This window comes from Ancylobacter crimeensis (assembly GCF_023016805.1).
GTDB classification, from domain to species: Bacteria; Pseudomonadota; Alphaproteobacteria; order Rhizobiales; family Xanthobacteraceae; genus Ancylobacter; species Ancylobacter crimeensis.
Genome location: NZ_JALKCH010000002.1, coordinates 294425 through 320464, shown reverse-complemented (window position 1 = coordinate 320464; position 26040 = coordinate 294425). Strand labels below are relative to the sequence as shown.

Annotated in this window: 28 protein-coding genes; 9 read left to right on the top strand and 19 right to left on the bottom strand. The window is 67.5% G+C overall.

The features are described from left to right. Window positions 1-16 precede the first annotated feature (16 nt). Window positions 17-604: a protein-S-isoprenylcysteine O-methyltransferase gene (locus MWN34_RS03555; RefSeq protein ID WP_247026567.1), complete on the top strand. Its 588-nt coding sequence runs from the start codon at window positions 17-19 to the stop codon at window positions 602-604. Between the two features lie 10 nt (window positions 605-614). On the opposite strand, the gene MWN34_RS03550 is transcribed toward MWN34_RS03555, so the two are convergent. The 3 genes from MWN34_RS03550 to MWN34_RS03540 form a co-directional block, all read right to left on the bottom strand. Continuing rightward, window positions 615-1043, bottom strand: coding sequence for a DUF1284 domain-containing protein (locus tag MWN34_RS03550; RefSeq protein ID WP_247026565.1), 429 nt, complete (start codon window positions 1041-1043; stop codon window positions 615-617). Window positions 1044-1070: 27 nt separating this feature from the next. Then, complete coding sequence (locus MWN34_RS03545; protein ID WP_247026564.1) at window positions 1071-1316, bottom strand: exodeoxyribonuclease VII small subunit; 246 nt, start codon at window positions 1314-1316, stop codon at window positions 1071-1073. 100 nt (window positions 1317-1416) lie between these two features. After that, window positions 1417-2352, bottom strand: a complete 936-nt coding sequence (locus MWN34_RS03540) for a histone deacetylase family protein (RefSeq protein WP_247026562.1) — start codon at window positions 2350-2352, stop codon at window positions 1417-1419. Window positions 2353-2593: 241 nt separating this feature from the next. On the opposite strand from MWN34_RS03540, the gene MWN34_RS03535 reads away from it, so the two are divergent. Together MWN34_RS03535 and MWN34_RS03530 are read left to right on the top strand one after the other, a co-directional pair. Beyond that, window positions 2594-3601 (top strand): L-threonylcarbamoyladenylate synthase, encoded by a 1008-nt coding sequence (locus MWN34_RS03535; RefSeq protein WP_247026560.1) that lies wholly within the window; start codon window positions 2594-2596, stop codon window positions 3599-3601. Between the two features lie 279 nt (window positions 3602-3880). Further along, window positions 3881-5155, top strand: a complete 1275-nt coding sequence (locus tag MWN34_RS03530) for a cell wall hydrolase (RefSeq protein ID WP_247026558.1) — start codon at window positions 3881-3883, stop codon at window positions 5153-5155. Window positions 5156-5580: 425 nt separating this feature from the next. Here MWN34_RS03530 and MWN34_RS03525 read toward each other — a convergent pair whose 3' ends face one another. The 6 genes from MWN34_RS03525 to smc all read right to left on the bottom strand — a co-directional run bounded on the left by MWN34_RS03525 (window position 5581) and on the right by smc (window position 12115). Then, window positions 5581-6063 carry a F0F1 ATP synthase subunit B family protein gene (locus tag MWN34_RS03525; RefSeq protein ID WP_247026556.1) on the bottom strand — a complete coding sequence of 161 codons (483 nt, stop codon included), beginning with the start codon at window positions 6061-6063 and terminating at the stop codon, window positions 5581-5583. Window positions 6064-6073: 10 nt separating this feature from the next. Continuing rightward, window positions 6074-6727 (bottom strand): F0F1 ATP synthase subunit B, encoded by a 654-nt coding sequence (locus MWN34_RS03520; protein ID WP_247026554.1) that lies wholly within the window; start codon window positions 6725-6727, stop codon window positions 6074-6076. Window positions 6728-6807: 80 nt separating this feature from the next. After that, window positions 6808-7035 (bottom strand): F0F1 ATP synthase subunit C, encoded by a 228-nt coding sequence (locus MWN34_RS03515; RefSeq protein ID WP_029350478.1) that lies wholly within the window; start codon window positions 7033-7035, stop codon window positions 6808-6810. Between the two features lie 70 nt (window positions 7036-7105). Then, entirely contained in the window at window positions 7106-7867 is a 762-nt protein-coding gene (locus MWN34_RS03510; RefSeq protein WP_247026552.1) for a F0F1 ATP synthase subunit A, read from the bottom strand. 154 nt (window positions 7868-8021) lie between these two features. After that, the gene (locus MWN34_RS03505) at window positions 8022-8381 is read right to left on the bottom strand and encodes an AtpZ/AtpI family protein (RefSeq protein ID WP_247026550.1); all 360 of its coding nucleotides are present in this window, start codon (window positions 8379-8381) and stop codon (window positions 8022-8024) included. A 278-nt stretch (window positions 8382-8659) separates the two neighbouring features. Next, entirely contained in the window at window positions 8660-12115 is a 3456-nt protein-coding gene (gene smc, locus MWN34_RS03500) for a chromosome segregation protein SMC (RefSeq protein ID WP_247026548.1), read from the bottom strand. Window positions 12116-12311: 196 nt separating this feature from the next. Here smc and MWN34_RS03495 point away from each other — a divergent pair, with 196 nt between their 5' ends. Together MWN34_RS03495 and MWN34_RS03490 are read left to right on the top strand one after the other, a co-directional pair. Next, window positions 12312-12863 (top strand): Lrp/AsnC family transcriptional regulator, encoded by a 552-nt coding sequence (locus MWN34_RS03495; protein ID WP_247026547.1) that lies wholly within the window; start codon window positions 12312-12314, stop codon window positions 12861-12863. A gap of 131 nt (window positions 12864-12994) precedes the next feature. Then, window positions 12995-13972: a DMT family transporter gene (locus tag MWN34_RS03490; RefSeq protein WP_247026545.1), complete on the top strand. Its 978-nt coding sequence runs from the start codon at window positions 12995-12997 to the stop codon at window positions 13970-13972. On the opposite strand, the gene MWN34_RS03485 is transcribed toward MWN34_RS03490, so the two are convergent. Then, on the bottom strand, window positions 13969-14223 hold the full coding sequence (locus MWN34_RS03485; RefSeq protein WP_247026543.1) for a hypothetical protein: 255 nt from the start codon (window positions 14221-14223) through the stop codon (window positions 13969-13971). The genes MWN34_RS03490 and MWN34_RS03485 overlap by 4 nt on opposite strands. A gap of 93 nt (window positions 14224-14316) precedes the next feature. Further along, window positions 14317-15369 (bottom strand): FUSC family protein, encoded by a 1053-nt coding sequence (locus MWN34_RS03480; RefSeq protein ID WP_247026540.1) that lies wholly within the window; start codon window positions 15367-15369, stop codon window positions 14317-14319. A gap of 170 nt (window positions 15370-15539) precedes the next feature. On the opposite strand from MWN34_RS03480, the gene MWN34_RS03475 reads away from it, so the two are divergent. Then, entirely contained in the window at window positions 15540-16712 is a 1173-nt protein-coding gene (locus MWN34_RS03475; protein WP_281502837.1) for a site-specific DNA-methyltransferase, read from the top strand. Window positions 16713-16792: 80 nt separating this feature from the next. Here MWN34_RS03475 and MWN34_RS03470 read toward each other — a convergent pair whose 3' ends face one another. Next, window positions 16793-16981, bottom strand: coding sequence for a CsbD family protein (locus MWN34_RS03470; protein WP_247026538.1), 189 nt, complete (start codon window positions 16979-16981; stop codon window positions 16793-16795). A 90-nt stretch (window positions 16982-17071) separates the two neighbouring features. Then, complete coding sequence (gene mutY, locus MWN34_RS03465; RefSeq protein WP_247026537.1) at window positions 17072-18175, bottom strand: A/G-specific adenine glycosylase; 1104 nt, start codon at window positions 18173-18175, stop codon at window positions 17072-17074. 112 nt (window positions 18176-18287) lie between these two features. Here mutY and MWN34_RS03460 point away from each other — a divergent pair, with 112 nt between their 5' ends. Both MWN34_RS03460 and MWN34_RS03455 read left to right on the top strand, forming a co-directional pair. After that, window positions 18288-18800, top strand: coding sequence for a DUF721 domain-containing protein (locus MWN34_RS03460; RefSeq protein WP_247026532.1), 513 nt, complete (start codon window positions 18288-18290; stop codon window positions 18798-18800). Window positions 18801-19059: 259 nt separating this feature from the next. Continuing rightward, window positions 19060-19737 carry a DsbA family protein gene (locus MWN34_RS03455; protein WP_247026527.1) on the top strand — a complete coding sequence of 226 codons (678 nt, stop codon included), beginning with the start codon at window positions 19060-19062 and terminating at the stop codon, window positions 19735-19737. A gap of 75 nt (window positions 19738-19812) precedes the next feature. Here the strand turns inward: MWN34_RS03455 and MWN34_RS03450 are convergent, their stop codons facing one another. Further along, window positions 19813-20286 carry a VOC family protein gene (locus MWN34_RS03450; protein WP_247026525.1) on the bottom strand — a complete coding sequence of 158 codons (474 nt, stop codon included), beginning with the start codon at window positions 20284-20286 and terminating at the stop codon, window positions 19813-19815. A gap of 17 nt (window positions 20287-20303) precedes the next feature. Then, entirely contained in the window at window positions 20304-21488 is a 1185-nt protein-coding gene (locus MWN34_RS03445) for a PA0069 family radical SAM protein (RefSeq protein WP_247026902.1), read from the bottom strand. Between the two features lie 296 nt (window positions 21489-21784). On the opposite strand from MWN34_RS03445, the gene MWN34_RS03440 reads away from it, so the two are divergent. Further along, entirely contained in the window at window positions 21785-22363 is a 579-nt protein-coding gene (locus tag MWN34_RS03440) for a glycosyltransferase family protein (RefSeq protein ID WP_247026523.1), read from the top strand. A 218-nt stretch (window positions 22364-22581) separates the two neighbouring features. On the opposite strand, the gene moaB is transcribed toward MWN34_RS03440, so the two are convergent. From moaB to MWN34_RS03420, 4 genes are all read right to left on the bottom strand, one after another. Further along, window positions 22582-23139 carry a molybdenum cofactor biosynthesis protein B gene (moaB, locus tag MWN34_RS03435; protein ID WP_247026520.1) on the bottom strand — a complete coding sequence of 186 codons (558 nt, stop codon included), beginning with the start codon at window positions 23137-23139 and terminating at the stop codon, window positions 22582-22584. A gap of 78 nt (window positions 23140-23217) precedes the next feature. Then, complete coding sequence (gene ypfJ, locus MWN34_RS03430) at window positions 23218-24114, bottom strand: KPN_02809 family neutral zinc metallopeptidase (protein ID WP_247026511.1); 897 nt, start codon at window positions 24112-24114, stop codon at window positions 23218-23220. 180 nt (window positions 24115-24294) lie between these two features. Continuing rightward, window positions 24295-24927 carry an alpha/beta hydrolase gene (locus MWN34_RS03425; protein ID WP_247026509.1) on the bottom strand — a complete coding sequence of 211 codons (633 nt, stop codon included), beginning with the start codon at window positions 24925-24927 and terminating at the stop codon, window positions 24295-24297. A gap of 65 nt (window positions 24928-24992) precedes the next feature. Beyond that, window positions 24993-25937 carry a ring-cleaving dioxygenase gene (locus tag MWN34_RS03420; RefSeq protein ID WP_247026508.1) on the bottom strand — a complete coding sequence of 315 codons (945 nt, stop codon included), beginning with the start codon at window positions 25935-25937 and terminating at the stop codon, window positions 24993-24995. Window positions 25938-26040 lie beyond the last annotated feature (103 nt).

The following is a 26040-nucleotide window of genomic DNA, read 5'->3' as shown; positions in this document are numbered from 1 at the left end:
GCCAACGAGCCCGCCGATGAGCCTCCTCGCCGCCACCAAGATCGTCTGGGCACTCGGCCTCATCGGCTGGTACATGATCCGCTATCCCTTCGAGCGACGTGTGAAGCGCGAGCGGGTGGTGGACGCCCGCAGCCGCCGGCGCGAACGCATCCTCCTCACCTGCTCGACGATGGGCCTCGGCATCATTCCCGGCATCTGGGTCGCAACCGGTTGGCCGCGTTTCGCCAACTACCCTTTCACTGTCGTGCAGCTTGTGTTCGGAACCCTCGTCTTCATCGCCTCGCTCTGGCTGTTCCGACGCACTCACAAGGATCTCGGCAAGAACTGGTCGGTGACGCTGGAGATCAAGGAAAAGCACCGGCTTATCACGGAAGGGGTCTACGGCCATGTGCGGCACCCGATGTATTCCGCCTTCTTCCTGTGGGCGCTGGCGCAGTTGATACTGATTCCGAACGTCATCGCCGGCCCCGCCGGCCTCGTCGGCTTCGGCATCCTGTTCTTCTTCCGCGTGGGTCAGGAGGAAGGAATGATGCTCGATACGTTCGGCGATGAGTACCGCGCCTACATGGCTCGTACGCCGCGGATCATTCCCGGCCTCTATTGAGGCCATCGGTTCAGCCTTCTGCGCCCTTCAGCAGCGTTCCCGCATAGCCGGAGCCGGCAATGCCGTCGCAGAGCGGGGCCCACTGGCAAGCCGTGCAGGCCTGACGGACGACGCCCTCGGCAAAGCCGGTTCGCAGGCGGCCGAGGACGTCCGCTGCAAGAATGAAGCGTGCCCCTTCGGCAACGGACATTCCCAGCAGGGCCGCCACCGCCTGCGCCGCCTCCGCATCGCGATCGGCGATCCTCGCTTCGAGACAATGATGACCGTCCGCGAGCATCGGCGCGCAGATGTCGTCCGGCCCGGCGACCATCTCGACATCCTCGCCAGCGTCGAGCCGGCGCACAATGCGCCGGTAATGTGCGGTGAAGGCCGGCGTGTAACCCTTGCCGACGAAGGTGAGCAGGCACAGCAGATGATGGGCGCGCAGACGCACCGTCATAATCCCCTCCGCCTGGTATGACGGCCGCTATTCGCCGTCCAGCGGCACCGTGCCGGTCGCACGTCCATCGGTCCCGTGGGTGATCTTCTCCACGCGTGCCTCGGCATCCTTCAGCAGAGTGTCGCAGCGGGCTTTGAGCGCCTCGCCGCGTGCATAGAGCGCGATCGACTCTTCGAGCGGAACATTCCCGCTCTCAAGCTTCTGCACGATGGTCTCGAGTTCGGCGAGCGCCCGCTCGAAGCTGAGCCCGCCCACATCGGTCGCGTCCGTCATGCCTTGCTCCTTGGATGCCGACTCGTCAGGGACGGCCCTTATACAGGATCGCCACGGCAAGAAGCGCCCCCGGGAACGCCCTGACGCGTTCCATCCATCCTCAACCCCGCATCAGTGCGGTGACGTGGGCCGAAGCCGAGCGGGCGAGCCCTTCCAGATCGTAGCCGCCTTCCAGCACCGAGACGATCCGGCCGCCGCTGTGACGGTCGGCCACGTCCATCAGCTTTCGGGTAACCCAGGTAAAGTCGTCTTCCAGCAGGTTGATGCTGGCCAGCGGGTCGCGGGTGTGCGCATCGAAACCGGCCGAGATGATGATGAGTTCGGGTCCGAAAGCTTCAAGACGAGGCAGAACGCGGCTCTCGATCGCTTCACGGAATGCCTCGCCCCCATCGCCCGGCCGCAGCGGGGCGTTGACGATGTTGTCGGAGGTGCCGCGCTCGCCGACCGCCCCGGTGCCGGGAAACAGCGGCATCTGGTGGGTGGAGGCATAAAGCACGCTCGGATCCGACCAGAATATCTCCTGCGTTCCGTTGCCGTGATGCACGTCGAAATCGACGATGGCGACGCGCCCTATGCCATGCACCTTCTGGGCATGCCGGGCGGCAATGGCCACATTGTTGAAGATGCAGAAGCCCATCGGCGTGCGCGTCTCGGCATGGTGCCCGGGCGGGCGCATGGAGACGAAGGCGTTCGACACCTTGCCGGACAGCACCTCGTCGACGGCGAGTACGGAACCACCCACGCCACGCCGGATCGCCTCGCCCGTGCCGGAGGAAAGAACCGTGTCGCCGTCGATGCGCACCAGTTCATTGTTGCTGGTCGGCATCGCTTCGTCGATGGCGTCGAGGAAATCCTCTGGGTGGACGCGGACGATATCTTCGCGCGCACCGAGTGGCGCCTGCTCGCGCGCGAGATGGGCAAACTGCTCGCCCTCGAACACCCGGTTGAGGACCCGGACCCGGTCCGGCCGCTCCGGATGGCCGGGCGGCGTCTGGTGCAGGAGGCTGGCATCGTGGGCGATGAGCAGGGTGGTCATGATAGCGGGACGTTCCTCGTCTGAGTGCCGGTACCGGTTCCGGCGACATCTTGTTCTTCGCGCGAATTAACGGTGGACGATATGCCAGCCTCAATCATGAGGCCAGCGTCGAAGCCGTAGGGCAATGAATTTCCCGCGTTCCAGCCATGCAGGTCGACGGATTGGTCCGCATGTGCTTGACCCTGCCGATCGGTACGCCCATAGAGCCGGCTTTCACGAATATCAGGATTTTCCACCGGCCATGGTCTCGGCTTCCGACACACGTCCCACCAGGCGGCATATCGCGGACGCGGCCGGCATCGCCGAGGCGGGGCGCATCCTGATCGATGGCGGCCTCGTCGCGATCCCGACCGAGACGGTGTACGGCCTTGCCTGCGACGCCACCAATGCCCGTGCCGTCGCCGAACTCTATGCGGCCAAGGGGCGCCCCTCCTTTAATCCGCTGATTGCTCACGTGCCGGACCTCGACGCCGCGCGCAGGATCGGCCGCTTCGATAGGGCAGCCCTGCTGCTCGCAGAACGTTTCTGGCCCGGCCCGCTGACGCTGGTGGTGCCGGCCATCGAGGGCCTGGTCAGCGACCTGGCACGCGCGGGATTGCCGAGCGTGGCGATCCGCGTTCCCGCCCATCCGGTGGCCCATGCCGTCCTCACAGCGGCCGGCCGGCCGATCGCGGCTCCCAGTGCCAACCGTTCGGGTCATGTCTCACCGACCAGTGCCGCCCACGTCCTCGCCGATCTCGACGGGCGGATAGACCTCGTGCTCGATGGTGGGCCGACCCGTGTCGGGATCGAATCCACCATTCTCGACTGCTCTGGCCCCGAGGTGACGCTGTTGCGCCCTGGCGGCATGGCCCGCGAGCGGATCGAAGCCGCACTCGGCCGCCCCCTCGCCCGGCGTGCCGCCCCCGTCGCCGAGCGACCGGGGGATCCGGATGCGCCGATCGCGCCCGGCATGCTCGCCTCCCACTATGCGCCATCCGTGCCGGTCCGGCTGGATGTCGACGAGGTCCGCCCCGGCGAAGCTCTTCTCACCTTTGCCCGCGCCCGCCCTGCCGGCAGCGAAAAAGCCCCGCGAGTGCTTGATCTCAGTCCGGGCGGCGATCTCGTTGAGGCAGCCGCGCAGCTCTTCGCCCATCTGCGCATGCTCGACAGTGCGGACGTACGTGGCATCGCCGTCGTTCCGCTGCCTCGCCACGGGCTCGGCGAAGGCATTCGCGACCGGCTGGCGCGCGCCGCTGCGCCTCGCTGAGGTAGATACCAACCTCCTGCCGGTATCGGCGCTTTTCATTACCCCGGCCACGCCGCAGTTGCGCCACAACCCGCCCCCGCCGACGCCTTCCCGGCCGTGTTAACCGCTGATCAAGGTTAATGGGCGACAACCATGTTGTCCGGCGTCTGCGGCATTGCCCGTGTTCGGCATGCCACGCGCCGGCGCCCTCGGGCCTGTCGTCCCGAGCCGTTCTGGCTCGCGTCGGCTCACCCTGGACGCGGCGTCTCCATGGAGCGCCGGAACGAGATGGGCGTTGTCATGCGTGGACCCACCCGGCAGCGGCGATCGCTGCTCCTTTCTGTCCCGGCCGTTCTGCTGGCGAGCCTGGCGGTCATGGGCATCTGGCAGTCCCGCCCGCACATGGCGGTGGCTTCCCGCATGACAGCCCTCGCCTCGCACGAGGCAAGCCTGCCGCTCGCTGATCGGGCACGCATCGAGATCCTGGCCGGCGGCGTTCATGAATTGCGCGTGGCGAGCTTCGCCTGGCCGGCACCAAGCCTCGCCATCAATCCGGCCAGCCGTTTCCACGCCGAGGTCAATCGCGAATCGAAGTCGGATCGCCGACCACTCGCGCAGATCGCCATCCCGGATATCGGTGCCGGCGTCGCTGCCGACAGTCGAACAGCAACCGGCATATCCGCTGCGACGGCGAACGAATTAAGTCGCGCAGGGTCCTATGGGGTTGGCACCCAGACGGACGATCAGGTCGAGACGGCCAATCTCGGAGATCCCACGGGTGATCCGTCGGACATCGAGACCGCCGCATCCGCACCTGCCGAGACAGCGGGCATCGGTGTCGACGACCGACCGGACGGCAGCCACGACACGGTTGCGGCGAGGGGCACGGCCATCGCGGTTCAGTCCGCCCTTGCCGCCACGCTGACAGCTCCCGACCCGAACATGGCAGCCGATGACGCCATGGCACAACGTGACGCTTCCCTCATCTCTCGCCCCATCTATCGCGATGCCGCCCTCGTCTTCGGGGCCGATGCCGCGACACTGCCACCCCAATTCTTCGAATATGGCGATGAAGGCGGCAGAAGCTATGCCAAGGGGAACGCCACTGGCGCCGACAGCCCCTTCATCGATGCCAGCCCAGCCGAGCGGCTCGGCCTTGATGGCGCGCGACGGGACCGTGCCCAGAAATGCCTTGCGGAGGCGGTGTATTTCGAAAGCCGCGGCGAACCCGAGCGGGGCCAGATCGCCGTTGCGCAAGTGGTGATGAACCGGGTGTTCTCCGGCTATTATCCAGCCGATGTCTGTCGAGCCGTCTACCAGAACGCCAACCGACGCTTCGCCTGCCAGTTCACCTTCGCCTGCGACACCGTGCGAGACGTGGTGACGGAGCCGGACATGTGGCAGCAGGCCCAGCGCATCGCCGCCGACATGCTCGACGGCAAGCTTTGGGACGAGCAGGTGGGCAAGGCGACGCACTATCATGCGCAGTCGGTTCACCCACGCTGGGTGCGTGAAATGCGCAAGTTGGACGAAATCGGCGAGCACACCTTCTATCGGCCCCGTCGCTGGGGGTGATATCCGGGAGCGGGACAGCGGGCGACCGATCGGCCGGCACCGGCAAAGGTCCGGCCCCTGCCGTGAAGGGCATTCCCGGTCGCGCAAACGCGATCAGGCCACGAACGTCTCTATCCGGCACAGGTCATATGCGCGCCACACCTTTTCCGCGAGGTGAAGCAGGCGTCGAAGCCCGTCACGCGATCGAGCAACCGTCTGGCTGAAAGCCGGACGGCGCCGAGGCGGGCATCGCTTCGTCACCCTCGACATCCCCCGACCCTAAGGGGCCGCGACCCCGGTGCGTTTCTCATTTTCCGAGATGCATGCGCGTCGTTGAAGAGGCGCATCCCTCCCGCTGCGTAAGCACTGGAAAAGCAAAAGCCCGGCGCAAGGCCGGGCTTTCAATGGATTCGCGACGATCAGCGGTTCGTAGAATGCAGCCGCGCTCAGTTGAGCTTCGACTTCACCTCGTTCACGGCCCCGGCAAGAACACGGTCCGCAGTCTCGCCCGCCACATTGGCGGCGAGAATGCTCTCGGCCGCCTTAACGGCTGCGTCGGCAGCGGCAGCACGAACATCCGCCAGTGCCTGCGCCTCGGCCTGGGCGATCTTCTGCTCGGCCATCCGGGTGCGACGGGCGATCAGGTCCTCAAGCTTGGCCTTCGCCTCGGCGGCAAGGCGATCGGCCTCGACCTTGGCATTCGCGACGATGGCTTCGGCATCGGCCTCCGCTTCGCGCTGCTTGCGCTTGTATTCGGCGACCAGCTTCTGCGCTTCTTCCTTCAGCCGCCGCGCTTCATCGAGTTCAGCGCGGATACGTTCGCCACGGGAGTCGAGCGAGCGGGCAATTCCGGAAAAGGCGCCCATCTTGACCAGAATGGCTACGAAGATGACGAAGGCGATCGCAACCCAAAGTTCAGCGTTACCCATGGCCCCGCCCTCAGTTCTTGACGACGGCGTCGACCGCCGCCTCGACCTGCTGCGGCGCCGGCTGGGTACCGATCAGGCCGGATACGATCGCACCCGCCGCATCCACGGCAATGCCGCGAACATTCGACATGGCCGACGTCTTGGTCGCCGCGATCTGAGCTTCCGCCGCGCTGAGCTTGTCGTTCAGACCCGCTTCCAGCGACTTGCGGCTGGCCTCGGCATCGGCGCTAAGCCGGTCGCGCGTTTCCGCGGCGATGGCATGGGCCTTGCCGCGAGCCGTGGCCAGAGCCTGCTCGTAAGCTTCCGCCGCAGCTTCGCTTTCGGCCTTCAACCGGCCGGCTTCCTCGATGTCGTCCGCGATGCGGTCATGCCGCTCTTCGAGGATCGTACCGATACGCGGCAACGCGATGCGGCTCATCAGCAGGTACAGCGCGCCGAAGGTGATGGCGAGCCAGATCAGCTGCGAGGGAAAGGTGTGCGCGTCGAAAGGCGGGAAGCCTCCGGCGTGCGCCTCTCCCGGCGTTGCACCGATCTCCACGCCATTATGTTCGACGCCCTGCGGCAGCGCGACGGCGCCGTCCTCGGTACCGACGCCAGCCGGTGACGACGGAACATTGGCCTGCGCGATGACGTAGGTCACACTCGGACCTTGGGTCTGTGGCATGGTTCAGGCTTCCTCGATCGTAACAAGGAGGGGTACGCCGGAGGCCCTTGAGCCGCTGGCGTCACCCCACCGGCGTTTCGTCAGACCACGAAGAGCAGGACGAGCGCAACGACCAGCGAGAAGATGCCGAGACCTTCGGCGAGAGCCGCACCGATGAAGGCGCGAGCGAACTGGCCATCGGCCGCCGACGGGTTGCGCAGGGCGCCCGAGAGGAAGTTGCCGAAGATGTTACCGACGCCGATACCGGCGAGGCCCATGCCCAGGCAGGCGAGACCGGCGCCGAGGAACTTGGCGGCTTCCGCTTCCATGATCTTCTCCTATTGATGTGCGCAAAGCGTGTGTTGAGGCGATAGGTGGTGGGATCCCGCGAGGCGCCGATCAGTGTCCCGGATGCAGCGCGTCGTTGAGGTAAATGCAGGTCAGAACCGTGAAGACGTAGGCCTGCAGGAAGGCGACCAGGAACTCGAGCGCGGTGAGCGCCACGACCATGGCGAGGGGCAGCGTCGCGCCAAGCGCGCCGGCGATGCCGGTGGCGCTCATCATCACCACGAAGCCGGCGAAGACCTTCATGGCGATATGGCCGGCCAGCATGTTGGCGAAGAGACGCAACGAAAGGCTGATGGGACGCGAGAGGAAGGAGATAACCTCGATCACGACCATGAAAGGCAACAGGAAGGCCGGCACGCCCGACGGCACGAAAAGGCCGAGGAAATGAGTGCCGTGGCGCATGAAGCCGTAGATGATCACGGTGCCGATCACCACCAGAGCAAGCGCCGCGGTGACGATGAGATGGCTGGTAACCGTGAAGGTGTAGGGAATGAGGCCGACGAAATTCGCGATCAGCACGAAGGCGAAGAGCGAGAAGATGAGCGGAAAGAACTTCATCCCCTCATTGCCCGCGGTCTGCCGTACCGTCGACGCGACGAACTCGTAGCCGAGCTCAGCCAGCGACTGCAGGCGGCCGGGGACCAGCGTCCGACCGCGGGTCGCATAGGTGAGGAAGAAGAAGATGATGGCGACGATCGCCACCATATAGGCGGCCGAATTGGTGAAGGCGAGCTGCACGCCGCCCGGCGCCCCCAGATCCACGATCTTGTTGATGTGGAACTGATGGATCGGATCGATCTCGCTGCTGGCCATCGCCGGTCGCTGCCCTCAATCGCGGCGCCCTGCGGGACGCCGACCCCTCAAATCTGTACCCGTCGCGACGGCCTGAATGTCCGCCATGACCGGCTGCTTGTACCGCGCAACGGCGGCTCATCCTTCGCACCGCCCGCAAGCGGCACGTATTGCTTCACTTCCGGCCCGTCTCTCCGGCAGCACGGAGCATGTTGAGCACCGCCGCACCGAAACCGAGCAGCAGAAACACGATCATGCCCCAGGGGCCTGTCCCGAAGAATTGGTCGACGACCCAGCCAAGACCGGCACCGACCAGAACCCCCGCAACAAACTCGCTGCCCAACCGGAATGCCAGCGTCAACCCGGCAGAGGTCGACGTCCGGTCCGGCTGCGCAAGCTTTTCCTCCACCCGTCGCTCGGCCTGCACCTTGTCAAGTGCCGTGCCGAGGCCGCGCAGACGTCCTTCAAGCGCGCTATCGTCTGGGCCCGGCCGCCTCGCGCCGCTTTGGCCGTCCGTCTTGTCCCGGTCGTCCATCTCGTGCGCTCGGCCCTTGCCGGAGAAGGTTTCCCAACCCCCGAAACCGCCGGCACCATAGTGATCGGTCTTTAGGGTGTCAAGGAGCCGATAACTTCTTTTAATGCTTTGAATTTATTGGATAAAAACGAAAGTCGGACGCTCTGTCGCAGCCATTTTTGTCCCGCGCCGCAGCAAGGGAAGGCGGGTGTGATGTTTTTGGCATGCCAGAGAAGGGCTGACCATGGGGCAAAGGTGCCGCGCGCCGTCGCACCCCTGTAGCCTCAACCCGGCACCGGCTAGCCGGCCTCGCGCAGCGATTCGGCCGTGGACAGGTCGACGGAAACGAGTTTCGACACACCACGCTCGGCCATCGTCACGCCGAACAGCCGGCTCATCCGGCTCATGGTGATCGGATTATGGGTGATGGTGAGGAAGCGCGTGTCCGTCATCCGTCGCATCTCGTCGAGCAGGTTGCAGAATCGCTCGACATTCGCGTCGTCGAGCGGCGCATCCACTTCGTCGAGCACGCAGATTGGCGCCGGATTGGTGAGGAAGACCGCGAAGATCAGCGCCATCGCGGTCAACGCCTGCTCGCCTCCCGAAAGGAGAGACAGCGATTGCGGCTTCTTGCCGGGCGGCCGTGCGATGATGTCGAGACCCGCTTCGAGCGGATCCTCCGAATCAGTCAGCACCAGTTGCGCCTCTCCGCCGCCGAACAGCGTTCCGAACAGCTGGCGGAAATGACCGTCCACCACTGTGAAGGATGCCTGCAGCCGCTCGCGCGCCTCGCGGTTGAGCTGGGCGATGCCGTGGCGCAGCCGTTTGATCGCCTCCGTCAGGTCGTCGCGTTCACCGACAAGGCCCTGAAGCTGGCCTTCGATTTCGGCCAGTTCCTCTTCCGCACGCAGATTCACGGCGCCGAGTCGCTCGCGATCGCGCTTCAGCCGATCGAGATCGGCTTCGGTGACCGCCGATTCGGGCAATGGCGCATCCGGCAGGAGGCCGGCAATCTCGCGCGCGCCGTCCGGGGCGCAGTCGAGCATTTCGGCGATCTCGCGCGTCAGGTCGGCACGGCGCTGGCGCCCGCCTTCCAGCCGCGCCTCGGCGCGGGCGGCTTCCTCGCGCGCCGATGACAGGCCGTCGAGCGCCCCGCGCGCCGCGCGATCCGCCTCGACCTGCGTGGCTTCCGCCTCGGCGAGTCGGTCGGCAGCGGCACGGCGGGCCGCTTCGGCCGCTTCGGTCTCGTTGAGCAGCGCCCGTCGGCGGGCGGCGAAATGGCTCGGCGCGTCATCGAGTTCCACCCGCTCGATCGCGGCTTCCTCGCGGCGGGCCTCGATGGCCGCCAGACGCTCGCCGGTTCCGGCCGCGCGGGCCTGCCAGGAAGAGCACTCCTGCACGATGGTGGCGAGACGGCGGCCGCGCTGCTCGCGCTCGCGCATCAGACCCTCGGTGCGGGAACGCGCCTGGGTCACCCCGAGGCGGGCTTCGGCGAGACGAGCCTGGAAGCCGGCGATTTCCGCTGCGCTGTCGGTGGAGGGCGGCAATTCGGCGAGCGCGTCCTCCGCTTCCGCGCGCGCTGAGGCTGCGGCCTCGCGGTCCGTCTCCATCCGCTCGCGGCTTGCATCCAGCGCGGCGCGGCGCACCGCGCGCTCGGCCTCGGCGCGCTCGGCACGCGCCAGTTCCTCGCGCATCGCCTCAGATGCGCGCAAGGCGGAGCGGCGGGCCTCACGGGCGGCGTTCTCGCGGCTGCCGGCGCTGCGCAACGCCGCCTCCGCGGCTTCCAGTCCGCGCCGGTGATGGGCGACCTCGGTGCGGGCGCCATCCAGCGAAGCCTGCAGATCCGCCAGGCGATTGCGCTCGGCGAGGCGGCGGGCAGCCGATGTTGGCGCATCGGCGGCGGCGTCGAAACCGTCCCAACGCCAGAGGTCGCCTTCCACGGAGACCAGACGCTGGCCGGGACGAAGCGTGGCGGCAAGCTGCGCGCCTCTTCCCCGCTCGACGACACCGATCTGCGCGAGGCGGCGGGCCAGCGCAGCCGGGGCTTCGACATGCTGCGCGAGGGAAGCGACGCCCTCCGGCAAGGCAGCGTCGGCGTCCGCGGTGAAACGCTCCAGCCAGTGCACCGGCGCCTCGGCCTCAATCGGCGCATCGAGGTCGTCGCCCAGCGCTGCCCCGAGGGCGGCCTCGTAACCGCGATCGACCCGGATGCGGTCGATTACCGGCGGCCAGGCCCGGCCATGGCCGGGCTCCAGCAGCTTGGCAAGGGTGCGGGCTTCCGTATCGAGGCGTTGCAGGGCCTTCTCGGCCTCGGCGAGCGGACGACGGGCACGGTCGAGATTGCCCCGGGCCTCGCCATGCGCCGTCTCGGCATCCTGTGCCGTGATCTCCGCCTCCGTCAGACGTTCCTGCGCGGTCTCGGCGTTGATGCGGCGGATCTCGATATCGTCGGCGGAAGAAGGCGGAACCAGAGCGCGAAGCTGGGCATCGAGCCCGGCGATCTCGCGCTCCAGCCGGGCGAGGCGCTCGCCCTCCTCGCGGATGCGCCGCTCCAATGTGCCGCGGCGGGCGTGGCGCTCGGCGCTGGAGGTTGTCACTTGGGCGAACTCGCGCTCGGCGGCCGTCAGGGCCTCTTCGGCCTCGGCGCGCAGGACCGCGGCCTCTTCCTCCAGAAGCCCCGCCTCTTCCTGCGCGACGGACAGTTCCTCGGCCTCGCCGGCGAGCCGCTCGAGCATGGCCTCGGCGTCGAGCGAAAGCGCACGCTCGCGCTCGACATCGCCCATGAGCTGGGAAAGCCGGCGGTCCAGTTCCTCGCGGCGGGCCTCCGCGCGTGCCTCGTCGCGATCGAGTTCGCCGCGCGCGAGCGTGAGGCGCTGCAGGGTCGCGGCGGCAACCGCATCGGTCTCGCGCAGCCCCGGCAATTCATGGGCGGCAATGGCGGCGCGGGTGGTCGCCTCAGCCTGCAGGCGCGTGCGCTCGGCGACCGTACGCACCGCGAGATCCAGCGCGCGCTCGGCCTCCGCCAGCATACCCACCGCCTCCACCCAGCGCAGCCAGAGCAGCGTCGCCTCCAGCCGCCTGATGTCGCCGGACAAGGCGCGATAGCGCGCCGCCTGACGCGACTGACGGCGCAACCCCTCGGTCTGGGTGCCGATCTGACCGATGACGTCTTCAAGACGGGCAAGATTGGTTTCGGCGGCGCGCAGCCGCATCTCCGCCTCGTGGCGGCGTGCGTGGAGGCCGGCAATACCTGCCGCCTCCTCGAGAATCCGACGACGGGCCGCCGGCTTGGCGCCGATCAGTTCGCCGATCTGCCCCTGCCGCACCATGGCGGGCGAGCGCGAGCCGGACGAGGCATCAGCGAACAGGATCTGCACGTCGCGGGCGCGTACCTCGCGGCCGTTGATGCGGTAGGACGAGCCGGCCTCGCGCTCGATGCGCCGGGAGATTTCCAGCGCATCGGCATCGTTGAAGATCGCGGGCGCCGTGCGATCGGTGTTGTCGACCGTGAGGACGACCTCGGCGGTGTTGCGGGCCGGGCGGGTGGTTGTGCCGCCGAAGATGACGTCGTCCATCCCCTCGGCGCGCATCGCCTTGTAGGAGTTCTCGCCCATCACCCAGCGCATCGCCTCGACGAGATTCGACTTGCCGCAGCCATTCGGCCCGACGACGCCGGTAAGGCCGGGCTCGATCAGCATGTCGGTCGGCTCGACGAAGGTCTTGAAGCCGAGAAGGCGCAGCCGGGTGAATTTCATGGGACCACAGGGTGCCGGCCCGTAACCACATCTTCAAGTGGGGGAGGAGCGTCGATCCACGAGATGTTGTGGATCGGTGGCATCTCTTGGGAGGAACGCGCGGATGGCCTGGGCGGCTTGAGTATCGGCAGCTTCTGCCGAAATAATACGCTTTCTCGACCGACATCGCCGCGCGACTGCGCAAGGAGGACAGAATATGCGGCCACCCGAACTCGATACGTTCGATCTGCGTATCCTGCGCGAATTGCAGGAGGACGGCCGCCTGACCAATGCCGAGCTTTCCGAGCGGATCGGCCTGTCCCCGTCGCCCTGCCTGCGCCGCACGCGGCAGCTTGAGGAGATGGGCCTGATCGCCGGCTACCAGGCCCGGCTCGATGCCGCACGGCTCGGGCTTGGCGTGCTCGCCTTCATCCAGGTGCATCTGGAGCGACAGGTGGAGGAAGCCGCACGCGACTTCGAGGCGGCGGTTCTTGCCTTGCCGCAGGTCGTGGCCTGCGACAGCGTGACGGGCGACAGCGACTATCTCCTCCAAGTGGTCTGCGAGGATCTTGAGGGATTCGCCCATTTCGCCCACGACATCCTCATGGGCATTCCCGGCGTACGCGGCGTGCGTTCCTCATTGGCGCTGAAACGGGTGAAGGAGCATCGCCGGCTGCCGCTCGACCAGTTGAAGCCTGTGCCCAAATCGGCAGATTCCGCTGCCGAAAAGGCAGGCATTTATGGTGCTGGATCGCAAAAGGGCATGTGAGCCGCAGAAACTGCCGCATATCGCCATCCGGCAGGCCAAGAACGCAAGGACATGCTGGCATAGGACAGTTATGTTTACCTATATCGGCAGCGCGACACCGCGCGCCCCCTTATCCTTCGAGGAGGCTGCACATGGCGTTCGTAGCAGACACGCTCAGCACCCTTTCCGGCCGTAACGACAGCGCGACCCGCACCCTTTCGCCCGGCACGTTCGCAGCCCTGCTGCTCGGCGCAGCCGCGCTTCTGTGGTCCGGCAACTTCTTCGTGGGCCGGATCATGGCCGGCACGCTGCCACCAGCAACCCTCTCGCTGGCACGCTGGAGCCTCGCCTTTCTGCTGCTGCTACCCTTCACGGGACGCGAACTGATCGCGCGTGCCGATGTCGTGCGCCGCCACTGGCCGCTGCTGCTGGCCTGCGGCGTGCTGAACATCGCGGTGTTCACCGTCCTGATCTATGCCGGGCTCGCGCATACGAGCCTGATTAACGGTTCGCTGATCGGGTCCTGCGCCCCCATCGTCGTCGGCATTCTCGGCTGGCTGATCCTGCGGGACGGCACCAGCCGGCGCCAACGCCTCGCGCTCGGCATCTCGACCGCCGGGGTCGCCCTCATCGTGCTGCGCGGCGACTTTTCCCACCTCAGCGGCCTCGCACTGAATACAGGCGACCTGCTGTTGTTCCTCGGCATCTGCGCCTTCGGCCTCTATGCGGTATTGCTGAAGCGCTTCCCCTGCCCGCTTTCGCCAGCCGCCGCCCTCACCGCGAGCATCCCCTTCGGGCTCGTCGCACTGGCGCCGTTCGGCGTGATGGAAATGGCGGATGGCACGCTCGGCCTCGCCCACCCGGGGGCGTGGCATACAGCGCTGCTCTCCGTCGCCTATGTGGCGAGCCTGCCGACTTTGGGTTTCGTGCTGTGGGCGCGGGGCGCATCGGTGCTCGGGCCGGCGCGGGCGGGACAGTTCCTGCAATTGATGCCGGTGTTCGGCTCGGGGCTCGCCATCGGATTGCTCGGCGAAGTACCCCAGCTCTATCACGGCATCGGCCTTGCCCTGGTCGCGGGAGGTCTCGCCTTGCGCGACCGGGCCATGCCGGAGCCCGCTGAACGCTCCTAGCGCCGCCCAGGCATGAAGGCGTGCAGGCGGCCGACCAGGCAGGCCAGCGGATAGGGCACCCATTCGGGCATCAGGGCATAGGGATGGCCCTTGGGCAGAGGCTTCCGATAGATTCTGGCGTGCCAGGCCTCGTAGCGCGCCCGCTTCTCGGAAAGCACGCGCGGCTCGCGGTCACGCCCGCGCGCGCCATCCATGCGGCCCGATACGTCGCGCACCCTCTCCGCATCCCTCACCTCGTCCCGTCCGTTCATTGATCACCCCATCCCACCATCCCCGGCGGAGGGCGGACTATGTCGACGGCGCCGTTACGGTGGAATGACTTAAATTGAGAACGTTCGGCCCGTTCAGCGCCCCGGTGCGTGACCAGCGATGCGGGCGAAGGTCCAGTCGAGCAACAGGCCGAGCATGGCGAAGCTGCAGCCGAGGGCGAAGTCGAGCACGCGTTCTTCCGTATCGTGTGCGGCGAGACCGAAGGAACGGTCGACAACCTGCAGCAACAGGGCAATGAACGCAGCGAGCGCTGCATTGCCGAACACGCCGTTGTAGTCCTGCGCCGGCCAGCGCAGCAGGGCCGCCAGCAGCATGGCACCGATCAGCCAGCCACGATCGGGCACCAGCAGCGCTATGGCGATCGCGATCGCCACGCCGAGCACACTGCCGATCATCACCTCCAGCATGATGCGTTGACTCGACAGCGCATCCTGCCGCAGCACCACCACGACGGCGATCAGCGTCCAGTAGGGCTTGTGCAGGCCGAGCGCCACGCTCGCGACCGATGACAGCGGCAGCACGATGGCCACGGCGGCGGCGAAACGCCAGCGCTCGCGCTCCGTCATCCGAAGCCGCTTCACGATCTCAGCGAGATAGGGTGCACTGGACGGTCGTTCGCCGCCGATGAGCAGGTCCCACAACACGGAGATGAGGTAGCCGTAGAGTGCCGCAGCAAATGCCGCCGCCGCGTTGAGCGGCGTGATCTGCACGAAGTGCGCCCCGATCGCCAGAGCGAGGCAGAACAGCCTTACAGCGCCGGCGATGCCGGGATTCAGCGCCTCGACCAGCGCATAGGCGATACCAGCCAGCGAAAAGGCGAGAAAGGTCGATACCGGGTGGTCGTGGACCAGCGTCCCGAATGCCGCGCCGGCACATATCACGAATGCCGCGCCGAGCATCCACCCGAGCCGTGGGGCAAAGCGACCACCCATGTCGAGCAGAAAGGCGAGGATGGTCGTGACGATACCGTAGGTCATCCACGGCGCCGGCCCGACCACGAGCCCGATGCCGATCGGCCCCATCACAGCCAGGGTGAAGCGCAGGGCCCGGCCGATCGTGCCGTCGCCGCGCCAGAGCGGCGGGCGTGGGGGCGTCTCGACCCGGGGCAGCTCCGATCCTGCATCCATCCCGCACCCCGTTCGATGGGCATCTTGCGCCCGCCTTCACCGCCAAACGCCCATGTGCCTCGCCGGGCTCCGATTCTCCACATGGCATGGCCGCGATTTTACGCGGTCTTTACCTCATGCCACCGACATTGTGGATGCGTGTTGCGTTCTTCCAGCGTCGGATCGGGTTCATGAGAGTTGTGCGTAACGGGGTATCGGCGACGGGGCGCAAGGGGCGGAACCATGCCGGGCAGGCTGGTATCGAATTGCCGCTGGACACGGTCCGGCATGGCGACTGCATCGCCGAGATGGCACGGCTTCCGGCGCGATCGGTGGACCTCATCTTCGCCGACCCGCCCTACAACCTTCAGCTTCAGGGCGAACTGAAGCGCCCGGACGAGAGCCGGGTCGATGCGGTGGACGATGCGTGGGACAAGTTCGAAAGCTTCGAGGCCTACGACGCCTTCACCCGCGCCTGGCTGCTGGCGGCCCGCCGGGTGCTGAAGCCGACCGGCACGCTGTGGGTGATCGGATCCTATCACAACATCTTTCGCGTCGGCGCGACGCTGCAGGACCTCGACTTCTGGATCCTCAACGACGTCATCTGGCGCAAGACCAATCCCATGCCGAATTTCCGCGGCCGGCGCTTCACCAACGCCCATGAAACGCTGATCTGGGCTGCGCGGGAGCCGGATGCGCGTGGCTATGTCTTCAATTACGAGGCGCTGAAGGCCGGCAACGAAGACGTGCAGATGCGCTCTGACTGGCTGTTCCCGATCTGCTCGGGAGGTGAGCGGCTGAAGGACGAGGAGGGTCGCAAGGCTCACCCCACCCAGAAGCCCGAGGCGCTACTCGCCCGCATCCTGATGGCGGCCTCGCGGCCGGGCGACGTCGTACTCGATCCGTTTCTCGGTTCGGGAACGACGGCGGCGGTAGCGAAGAAGCTGCGGCGGCATTTCATCGGCATCGAACGCGATGCCGGCTATGTCGCGACCGCCCGTGCCCGGATCGCCGCGACGGAGCCGCTGCCTGAAGCGGCACTGGCCCCGGCACCCTCTGCCCGGGAGGCGCCGCGCGTGCCGTTCGCCAGCCTGATCGAGCGTGGCCTCATCAGCCCCGGAGCCATGCTTACCGATTCGCAGCAGCGGTTCCGTGCCATGGTGCGGGCGGACGGCACACTCTCGCTGGAAAGCGCGCCCGGCCTTGGCACGGTCGCCTCCATCCACCGGGCCGGCGCCATCGCGCAGGGCGCGGAGGCTTGCAATGGCTGGACCTTCTGGCACCTGCCCAGCCACGAGGGGCTGGTCCCGATCGACCGGCTACGCGCCGAATTCCGCTCGGAAGCCGCTTTGGCCGCGGAATGACGCATACGAAAAAGGCCGCCTCCCGGCGGCCTCTCGCGAACGACCGGAGCAGCTATAGGCGCTCCGGGTAATAAGGCACCTCAGAGATCGGCCGCCTTCTTGATGGCTTCCTTGGCCTTGCCCTTCGCCTGCTGGGCTTCGCCATGCAGCTCCTGGACCTTGCCCTCGGCTTCCATCTGCTTCGAGCCGGTCATCTTGCCGACGCCCTGCTTCACATTGCCCATCGCCTCGTTGGCGAGACCCTTGGCCTTGTCCGCTGCGCTACCCATGGCTTCGTTCTCCGTTTGAAACCGCTTTCCGTGCGGCGTGACAGAAGAACGTGCTGGCCGCGCAACTGGTTCGCACCGTTCACGCGTTCGTCATTGCCTGTGCTCCAGCACCTTGCGCATGACGCTGGGAAAGGCTTCGCCGGCAACATCGCCAGACCGCACCCAGCGATGACCCGGCGGGGCGGGGGTGCCGTCCGGCACGGTGGTCCGCCACAGTGCCAGTTCCAGCGCGAAGTGGCTGAAGACATGGCCGACCCGGGCATTCAGCACCGTCCATTGCGCGTCCAGCGGCGCGTCGCGCTCGGGCGCTACCGGACCATCGGTCGTCCAGGATGTGGAAGGCACCTCGGTCATGCCGCCGAGCAGGCCCTTTTCGGGCCGGGAACGCGCAAGCACCGCTCCGTCAGGCCGCATCACAAGGAAAGCGACGCCTCGACGGGTCGGGCGCTCGGCCTTCGCCGCCTTGCGCGGATAGAGGTCCTGCGTGCCGGCGATCCGCGCGCGACACGGCCGCTGCCAGGGGCACAGCGTGCAGGCCGGCCTGCGCGGCGTGCAGATCGTGGCGCCGAGATCCATGACCCCCTGCGCGAAATCGCCATGACGGCGGGCGGGCAGAATGTCCAGCGCCAGCCGGCGGAACAGCGGGCGCGCCTTCGGGAGGGGTTCCTCCACCGCGAAAAGCCTGGACAGCACCCGTTCCCAATTGCCGTCGACCGGTGCTGCAGGCCGGTCATAGGCGATGGAAGCGATGGCGGCGGCCGTGTAAGGACCGATGCCGGGCAGCTCCAGGAGGGCCGCCTCCTCCGAGGGGAAACGCCCGCCATGGCGTTCGCTCACCGCGCGGGCACACGCATGCAGATTTCGAGCGCGGGCGTAATAGCCGAGCCCGGCCCATGCCGCGAGTACCTCTTCCAGCGACGCGGCGGCAAGATCCTCGACAGTCGGCCATCGGGCGAGAAAGGCGGCGAAGTAAGGCTGCACCGCCGCGACCGTGGTCTGCTGCAGCATGATCTCCGAGAGGAAGACGTGATAGGGATCCGCGCTCTCACCGGGCAGGGCCCGCCACGGCAGGCGCCGGCGGTGCCGGTCATACCAGGCGAGCAGGGCTTCGGGATCGACCCGTTCCGGGGAGATTGCCGCTTGTGGCGGGTTCTCCTGAAGCGCGTCCGTTGCTAGTATCGGCCTGCGGGCCATGCGAACTCCATTCGGGCCGCGCGCCGAGCCGCGCGACGCCTGAGTGATGGGCGCTTCACCCACCGACTTCAAGACGCGACCCGTTCCAGACTGCACATCGGCGAAGGATGCGATGAGCCGCGCCCCGACCTTCCGCGGCAACCGCGCCGCCCGCCCGCTGGCCGATTTCATCCACGGCACCATTGCAGAAAGCTGCGCCCGGCGCGGTCTTGCGGCGGTGGAGATCGTGACCCACTGGCCGGATATCGTCGGCTCGCTGCTCGCGGCGCGCGCGCTCCCCACCCGCCTCGCCTGGCCCACCCGGCAGGAATCCGACGAGCCGGCGGTGCTGCATGTGCGGGTCGAAGGCGGCTATGCCATCGAGTTGCAGCACGATGCCCCCATCGTGATCGAGCGGATCAACCGTTACTTCGGCTGGCGTTGCGTCGGCCGGCTGGCGCTGCGTCAGGCCCCCGTCGGCCTGTCCCGGCCGGTACAGCGGCGGGTGCCGCCACCCGATGCGGCCGCCTGCGACGCCGCCACGCGCCGGATGGCGGCGCTGGGTATCTCGGGTTTCGAGGATGAAAGGCTCGCCAGCGCATTGGCACGGCTCGGCGCCTGCGTGGCGCGCGAGGGACGACGCTAGAGGCCATTCATCGTTTCACGGAATCGATGAACGGCTCTAACGTATTGACCGGTCGCATTTTCATCACGCGGACGGGTATCCACTTCGCTCGAGAATGCTCCAGGACATGGGGTCGCGGCGCCTCGCCGCATCACGCAGCGGTGAGTACGATCCTGCCTGCCGTATCGTTGCCATGTTCGCGCTGTGGCTGTACGCGCATGGGAGTTGCGGCATGAAGTGCCATCCCATCCTGTCGACATCTGCCCATCGGAGTTCTTGCATGATCGATCGCCGTCGCTTCCTCCAGGGAGTTGGTGCCGTCGCCCTCACGGCAGCCGCCCTCACTGCGGTCGTGAGCCCGCAGAGCTTCGCGCCCTTCGGCTTCATCGGCGAAGCGGAGGCGCAGACTGTGGATGCGCTGAAGCTGATGGCGCCTGGCGCGCTGCCCGACATGGTGCTGGGCCAGGAATCGGCCCCCGTCACCATCGTGGAATATGCCTCGATGACCTGCGGGCATTGCGCGCATTTCCATGCCACCACCTATCCGGTGCTGAAGGAGAAATACATCGATACCGGCAAGGTGAAGCTGATTCTGCGCGAGTTTCCGCTGGATGTCGTCGCCAAGGCGGCGTTCATGGTGGCGCGCTGTGCCGGTCCGGACAAGTATTACCCGATGGTCGATACCCTGTTCGACAACCAGAAGGACTGGGCCTTCGGCTCCAATCCGGCACAGGCACTGCTGGCGATCGCCAAGCAGGGCGGCATGACGGAGAAGCAGTTCAACGACTGCCTGTCCGATGCCAAGCTGGCCGGCGAGATCGACCAGGTGGCAAAGCGCGGCACCGAGCTCGGCGTCTCGGCGACACCGACCTTCTTCGTCAACGGCAAGCTCATCTCCGGCGCCATGAGCCCCGAGGATCTGGCCAAGGAAGTCGACCCGCTTCTCGCCACGAAGTGATCGGTTCGGGCGCAGGCCGATGAGTGCAGTGAGGTGGGTGATGAGACCAGTCATCCACCTCCTACCTCCTCCCGATCAGTCCGGCAGCACGAGCCGCCCGTCGGGGTCGAGCGGGAAGCCCGGATTGTGGGCGATCTCCCACGGATAGCCGTCCGGGTCGGCGACATAGCCCGAATAGCCTCCCCAGAAGACATGCTGCGCCGGACGCAGCGCCCGCCCTCCCGCCGCGAGGGCCCGGGCGATCGTGGCGTCCACCTCCTCCGGGGTACGGCGGTTGCAGGCGAGGGCGATGCCGCCGAACGCGCCGGGCCTCCCCGGAATGACGCCGGCATCGGTCGCGAGTTCATGCCGGGGATAGAGCGACAGCACCACCCCGCCCGCTCCCCCCGGCCCGTCCGCCTGCAGGAACACCACGCCTTCCGCCGAGCGCGCCCGGCGCACCATGCCGAGCGCCTCGTAGAAACGGGCCGCACGGGCGATGTCCTCCACCCCCAGCGTCACCAGGCTGAGGCTGAGCCCCGCGGCGACCTTCACGTCCACCTCTTGCATCACCGCCCTCCCCTTCCTCATGCGAACAGCGAGAGCTGCTCGCCCGCCTTCTGCCGGCGCTGGAAATGCCGGGTGGTCAGCTTGAGATGCCGCCGGTTCAGGCCGAGCCGCTCCACCGCGATCTCGAAACGCCGGGCGATAGTCCAGGCATAGGGACCGGAGCCGGTCATGCGCTGGCCGAAGGTCGAATCATATTCCTTGCCGCCATGCAGCTCCTTCACCAGCGACAGGACATGGCGGTACTTGTCCGGATAATGGGCGATCAGCCATTCCTTGAACAGGTCGCGGATCTCCAGCGGCAGGCGCAGCATCACATAGCCGGCCTCGTCCGCGCCTGCTGCGGCGGCGGCATCGAGGATGCGTTCCAGCTCGTGGTCGTTGATCGCGGGAATCATCGGCGCCACCAAGGCGGCGGTGGGTACGCCCGCTTCCGACAGACGGCGGATCGCCTCGATGCGGCGCATCGGCGTCGAGGCCCGCGGCTCCATCGTCCGGGCGAGCCGGTGGTCGAGCGAGGTCACCGACAGCGCGACCTTGACCAGCCCCTTCTCCGCCATGGGCGCGAGGATGTCGAGATCGCGCAGCACCAGCGCCGATTTGGTGACGATGCCGACCGGATGGCCAAAATCGCGCAGCACCTCGATGATGCGGCGCGTCAGCTTCCACTCCTTCTCGATCGGCTGATAGGCATCGGTGTTGATTCCGAGCGCGATGGTGCGCGGCTCATAGCCCGGCTTCGATAGTTCCTTCGCCAGAAGCTCCGGCGCCTCCGGCTTGGCGAACAGCTTCGTCTCGAAATCGAGCCCGGCGGAAAGGCCCTGATAGGCGTGAGTCGGGCGGGCGAAACAATAGACGCAGCCGTGCTCGCACCCCCGGTAGGGGTTGATGGACCGGTCGAAGCCGACATCGGGCGAGGTGTTGCGGGTGATGATGGTGCGCGCCCGCTCGGGCGTCACCTCGGTGCGGAAGGCGGGCAGGTCGTCGAGGCTCTGCCAGCCATCGTCGAAGGCCTCGCGGGCGCCGAGCTCGTAGCGGCCGGCGGCGTTGGAGAGAGTGCCGCGCCCGCGCCGGCGGCCCTCCTCGATGCCCGGAGCCTCGACCTCCTCCACCCCGGTCACGTCGACGAGGGCGGAGCGGTCGCGCGCCGCGCTGGCCGCCTCCTTCTCCGCCTTCAGCCGGCGGTCCTCCGCAAGACGGCCCACGATGTTCTTGCGCGACCGCGCGGACGGGAGGCTGGCGGCGACAGAATCGCTTCCGCCGGCGGGCGACGGGCAGGCGGCAACGGATGTAGCGGCGAATGCGTTCGGGCGATCCATGGCGGGGCTCCTCACAGAGCTCCGTTCTAGGGCGAGCGAGAGAACATATCAAGAACATATCCGCACAAACCCGCATCGGCGCTCGACGCGGGGAGATGTCATGCTATAGGGCAGAATGAGAATTTCGCTACGAATATGACCGGATCGCGCCTCGCGCGAACCGGAGGACCTGAAAGACGCGCGTGATCTCGGTCATTATTGCCACCGGCCCCACCGAACGCCTGCTGGTTCCCACGCTCGCCGCCCTGGTGCCCGGCGTGGCCCAGGGCCTCGTGCGCGACGTGCTGCTGGTGGATGCGGGCAACAGCGAGGTGGCGGACATCGCCGAGGCCGCCGGCTGCACCTATCTGGAAGGTCCTGCCGATGCCGGGGCGCGCTTGCGGCTCGGCGCCGCCCATGCCCGCTCTCACTGGCTGCTGTTCCTCGACGCCGCCGGGCTGCTGCAGGAAGGCTGGTCGCGCGAGGTCCGCAGTTTCATCGAGCAGGTGGAGCGCACCGGCATGGCCGACAGACGAGCCGCCACCTTCCGCCTCGCCATCGACCGCTTCGGGGTGATGCCGCGCCTGCGCGAGACCGCCGCCGTGGCGCGCCACGCGGTGACCGGGCGCCCCCGCCCGGAACAGGGCCTGCTCATCCATCGCCGCTTCTACGAGGCGCAGGGCGGCCACCATGGCGGCGTGCGCGCCGCCCGCGGTCTCATCGCCCGCCTCGGACGGGGCCGCCTCATCCTGCTGCGCTCGCAGATCCTGCTGCCGGATTGAGAGGGCGACGGTGCGGCCCGTTCCCGTCGTCATCCCGGAGCATTTGTCCCGTCGACCGTACGGAAAGCCTCCGCGTCATCATCCCGAAGCCCTGCATCCTCATCCCCGACGGGCCGCCAAGAGGTGAACAGGCAGCCCCTAAGCGCCTGACATCCCGCTGACGGCCGCGCGGGATCGGACAGGATCGGGCGGGATGATGTCGGCAGCGGCCCCGGACCTCACGCCGTCGCGCCCTTCGCCTTTTCCCGCCGCAGATGCTCGTCGAGCCGGGGCAGGATCTCCACGAAATTGCAGGGCCGGTGCCGGATGTCGAGCTGGTGGACGAGGATCTCGTCCCAGCCGTCGCGGCAGGCCCCCGGGGAGCCGGGCAGGCAGAAGATGTAGGTGGCGTTGGCGACCCCGGCGGTCGCCCGGCTCTGAAGGGTCGAGGTGCCGATCTTGCCGAAGGACACAAGGTGGAACACGGTCGAGAAGCCTTCCATGCGCTTTTCGAACAGCGGCTCGATCGCCTCCGGGGTCACGTCGCGACCGGTGAAGCCGGTGCCGCCGGTGGTGACCACCACGTCGATCCCCGCATCGCCGATCCACGCCGAGACGAGGGTGCGGATCGCCTCGACATCGTCCGGCACGATGGCGCGCGCGGCGAGGTGGTGGCCGGCGGCCTCGATCCGCCCGGCGAGGGTGTCGCCGGAGCGGTCGTCGGCCGGAGTGCGGGTGTCGGAGACGGTGAGCACCGCGATGTTGAGCGGAATGAAGGGCTTCGCGGCGTCGGTCATCGGGCGTCTCCTGTTTCCCGGGCCGGGCCGTTGCCGGCCGTACCCGGGATCATGCTGCAAGAGCACCGGAGATAGGCCTCAGATCGCGCCCTGGAAAGTATTGCACTGCTGCATCGAGCCACTCTTCAGCCCGCGGGTGAACCAGGTCACGCGCTGCTGCGAGCTGCCGTGGGTGAAGCTGTCGGGGACGACATAGCCCTGCGACTTCTTCTGCAGCGTGTCGTCGCCGATGGCGGTCGCGGCGTTCAGCGCGTCCTCGACGTCGCCCTGCTCGAGGATGCGGAAGCGCTCATTGGCGTGGTAGGCCCACACGCCGGCGAAGCAGTCCGCCATCAGCTCGACCCGCACCGAAAGGGCATTGGCCTCATCCTGCGAGGAGGCGTTGCGCTGGCGCTCCTGCACCTTGGGCAAGATGCCGATGAGGTTCTGCACATGGTGGCCGACCTCGTGGGCGATGACATAGGCCGCCGCGAAATCGCCCGGCGCCTTGAAGCGCTGCTTCATCTCCTGGAAGAAGGAGAGGTCGAGATAGACCTTCTGGTCGTTCGGGCAATAGAACGGACCCATGGCCGACTGCGCCGTGCCGCAGCCCGAGCGCGTGGCGCCGGAGAACAGCACCATGCGCGGCTTCTCGTAGGTCTTGCCTTCCTTCTGGAAGATATCGGTCCACACATCCTCGGTCTGGGCGAGGACGGCGGCGGCGAACTGGCCGAGCTGGTCGCTCGGCGCGCCCTGCTTTGTGCCGGGCGGGGGCGCCGATTGCTCGCTCTGGCCCCCCTTGTCGCCGAACAGGATATCCGCCCCGCTCAGCAGCACGGCGGGATTGATGCCGGTGGCCCAGGCGATGAGGCCGACCACGATCAGCCCGCCTATGCCGAGCCCGCCGCCGCGGAAGCCACCGCCACCGCCACCGCCGAATCCGGCACCACGGCGATCCTCGACATTGTCGCTGCGCCGAAAATCGTCCCACCTCATGGCGGCTCCCCCTCATGTCTGCGCATCACGCCGCACGCGGCGGCGGCGCCCGATCGGCACCGTGCGCGCTCTCCAATGCGGGCACGGGCCGTCGGGTTCCTCGCGCAACGGTATTCCCTGCACGCAAGGCGGCCAACAGGCGCGTATGGACATTCCTCCCGCGGAAGGGATGTCCGGCGGTTACGCGGAGGCGAGGCGCGCCAGGAACGCGCCCGCCAGCGTCATGTCCGCCTGCGAGAGCCCGTGCGAGGCCGGGAGAACCTCGTGCCGGACCTCGGCCCCGCCGGCGCGCAGCTCGGAGGCGAGGCGCGCGGCGTTCTCTTCCGGCACGATCGGATCCATCGCTCCGGAAAGCATCAGGACCGGACGTCCGGAAAGGTCCGGGCGCGGAGGATGGGCGAGCGGCGCCATCGGCCGCAGCAGCACGGCGCCGGCCAGCGCCTGCGGGTGCAGCAGCAGCAGCGCCGCGGCGATGTTCGCGCCGTTGGAGAAGCCGAGCGCGACCGGAGCCGCGAGCCCATAGGCCGCGCGGGCCTCGGCGATGAAATCGGCGAGCTCCGCGGCGCGCCGGCGCAGGTCGTCCTCATCGAACACGCCCTCGCGGATGCGGCGGAAGAAGCGCGGCATGCCGCCTTCCAGCACCTTGCCACGCGGGGACAGCAGCGCCGCGCCGGGCGCGACCCTGCGGCCGAGCGCGATGAGGTCGTTCTCGTCGCCCCCGGTGCCGTGCAGCAGCAGCAGCGGCGCGCGGGAGGCGTCCTCGCCCGGCACGAAGCGGTGGACGAAGGACAGGTTCTCGACGTCTGCAGTCATGTTGAATCCTCCAGAACCGCGGTCGCGGGAGCCGCCGCCCCTTCCCGCGAAGGAGCGGCGGCGGTTCAGGCGATCTCGGGCAGCACCGCCTCGATGCGGGCACGGTGCGGCTCGAGGAAGGACGGCAGCTTCAGGGCCTCGCCGAGATGGGCGACCGGCTCGTCGGCGGCAAAGCCGGGGATGTCGGTCGCGATCTCGAACAGGACGTGGCCGGGCTCGCGGAAATAGACCGAGCGGAAATAGTTGCGGTCCTTCTGCTCGGTGGTGTGGATGTTGTGGTTCTCCGCGAGCTTCTTCACCATCTCGGCCTGCGCCGCGTCGTCCTCCGCGCGGAAGGCGACGTGGTGGACCGAGCCGCCGCCCATCCGCGCCGGCAGGAAGCCGCCGGCCGCGTGCAGGTCGACGATACCGCCTGCCCCGACAAGGCCGGTCTCGCCCGCCACCCGGTAGCGGATGAGCGAGCCCTCCCGGCCGAGTTCGGCGAAGCCGAGCACGTCGGTGAGGATGGCGGCGGTCGGCGCGGCGTCGGCGACGAGCAGGTTCACGCTGTGGAAGCCGCGGATCGCGGCCTCGGCGGGAATCTCGCCGTCGCTCCAGCCCGCCTCGGCCTCGATGCCGGGCACGCCCGCGAGCGCAAGGCGCATGCCGTGCGGGTCCTTGAAGGACAGCAGGGTCTCGCCGAAGCGCTTCACCGGCGCCTCATGGGGCACGCTTTTCTCGATCAGCCGCTGCGTCCAGTAGCCGATGGCGCTCTCCGGCACCCGGAACACGGTCTCCTGCGTCTCGCCGATGCCGGTTCGCCCTGCGGCGACATGATCCCACGGGAAGAAGGTGAGGATCGTGCCGGGGGTGCCGGTCTCGTCGCCATAGTAGAAATGATAGGTGCCGGGATCGTCGAAATTGACCGTCTTCTTGACGAGCCTCAGGCCGAGGATGCGGGTATAGAATTCGACGTTGCGCCGGGCATTGCCGGCGATGGCCGTTACATGGTGAATGCCGCTGTGGATCATGGTGAGCTCTCCTTCAGGGGGCGTCACCGCCCGTTTCGACATTTCAAATAATCCAACGATCCTCGATATCCAGACGAAACCTATTGCATTGACGCAATAACAG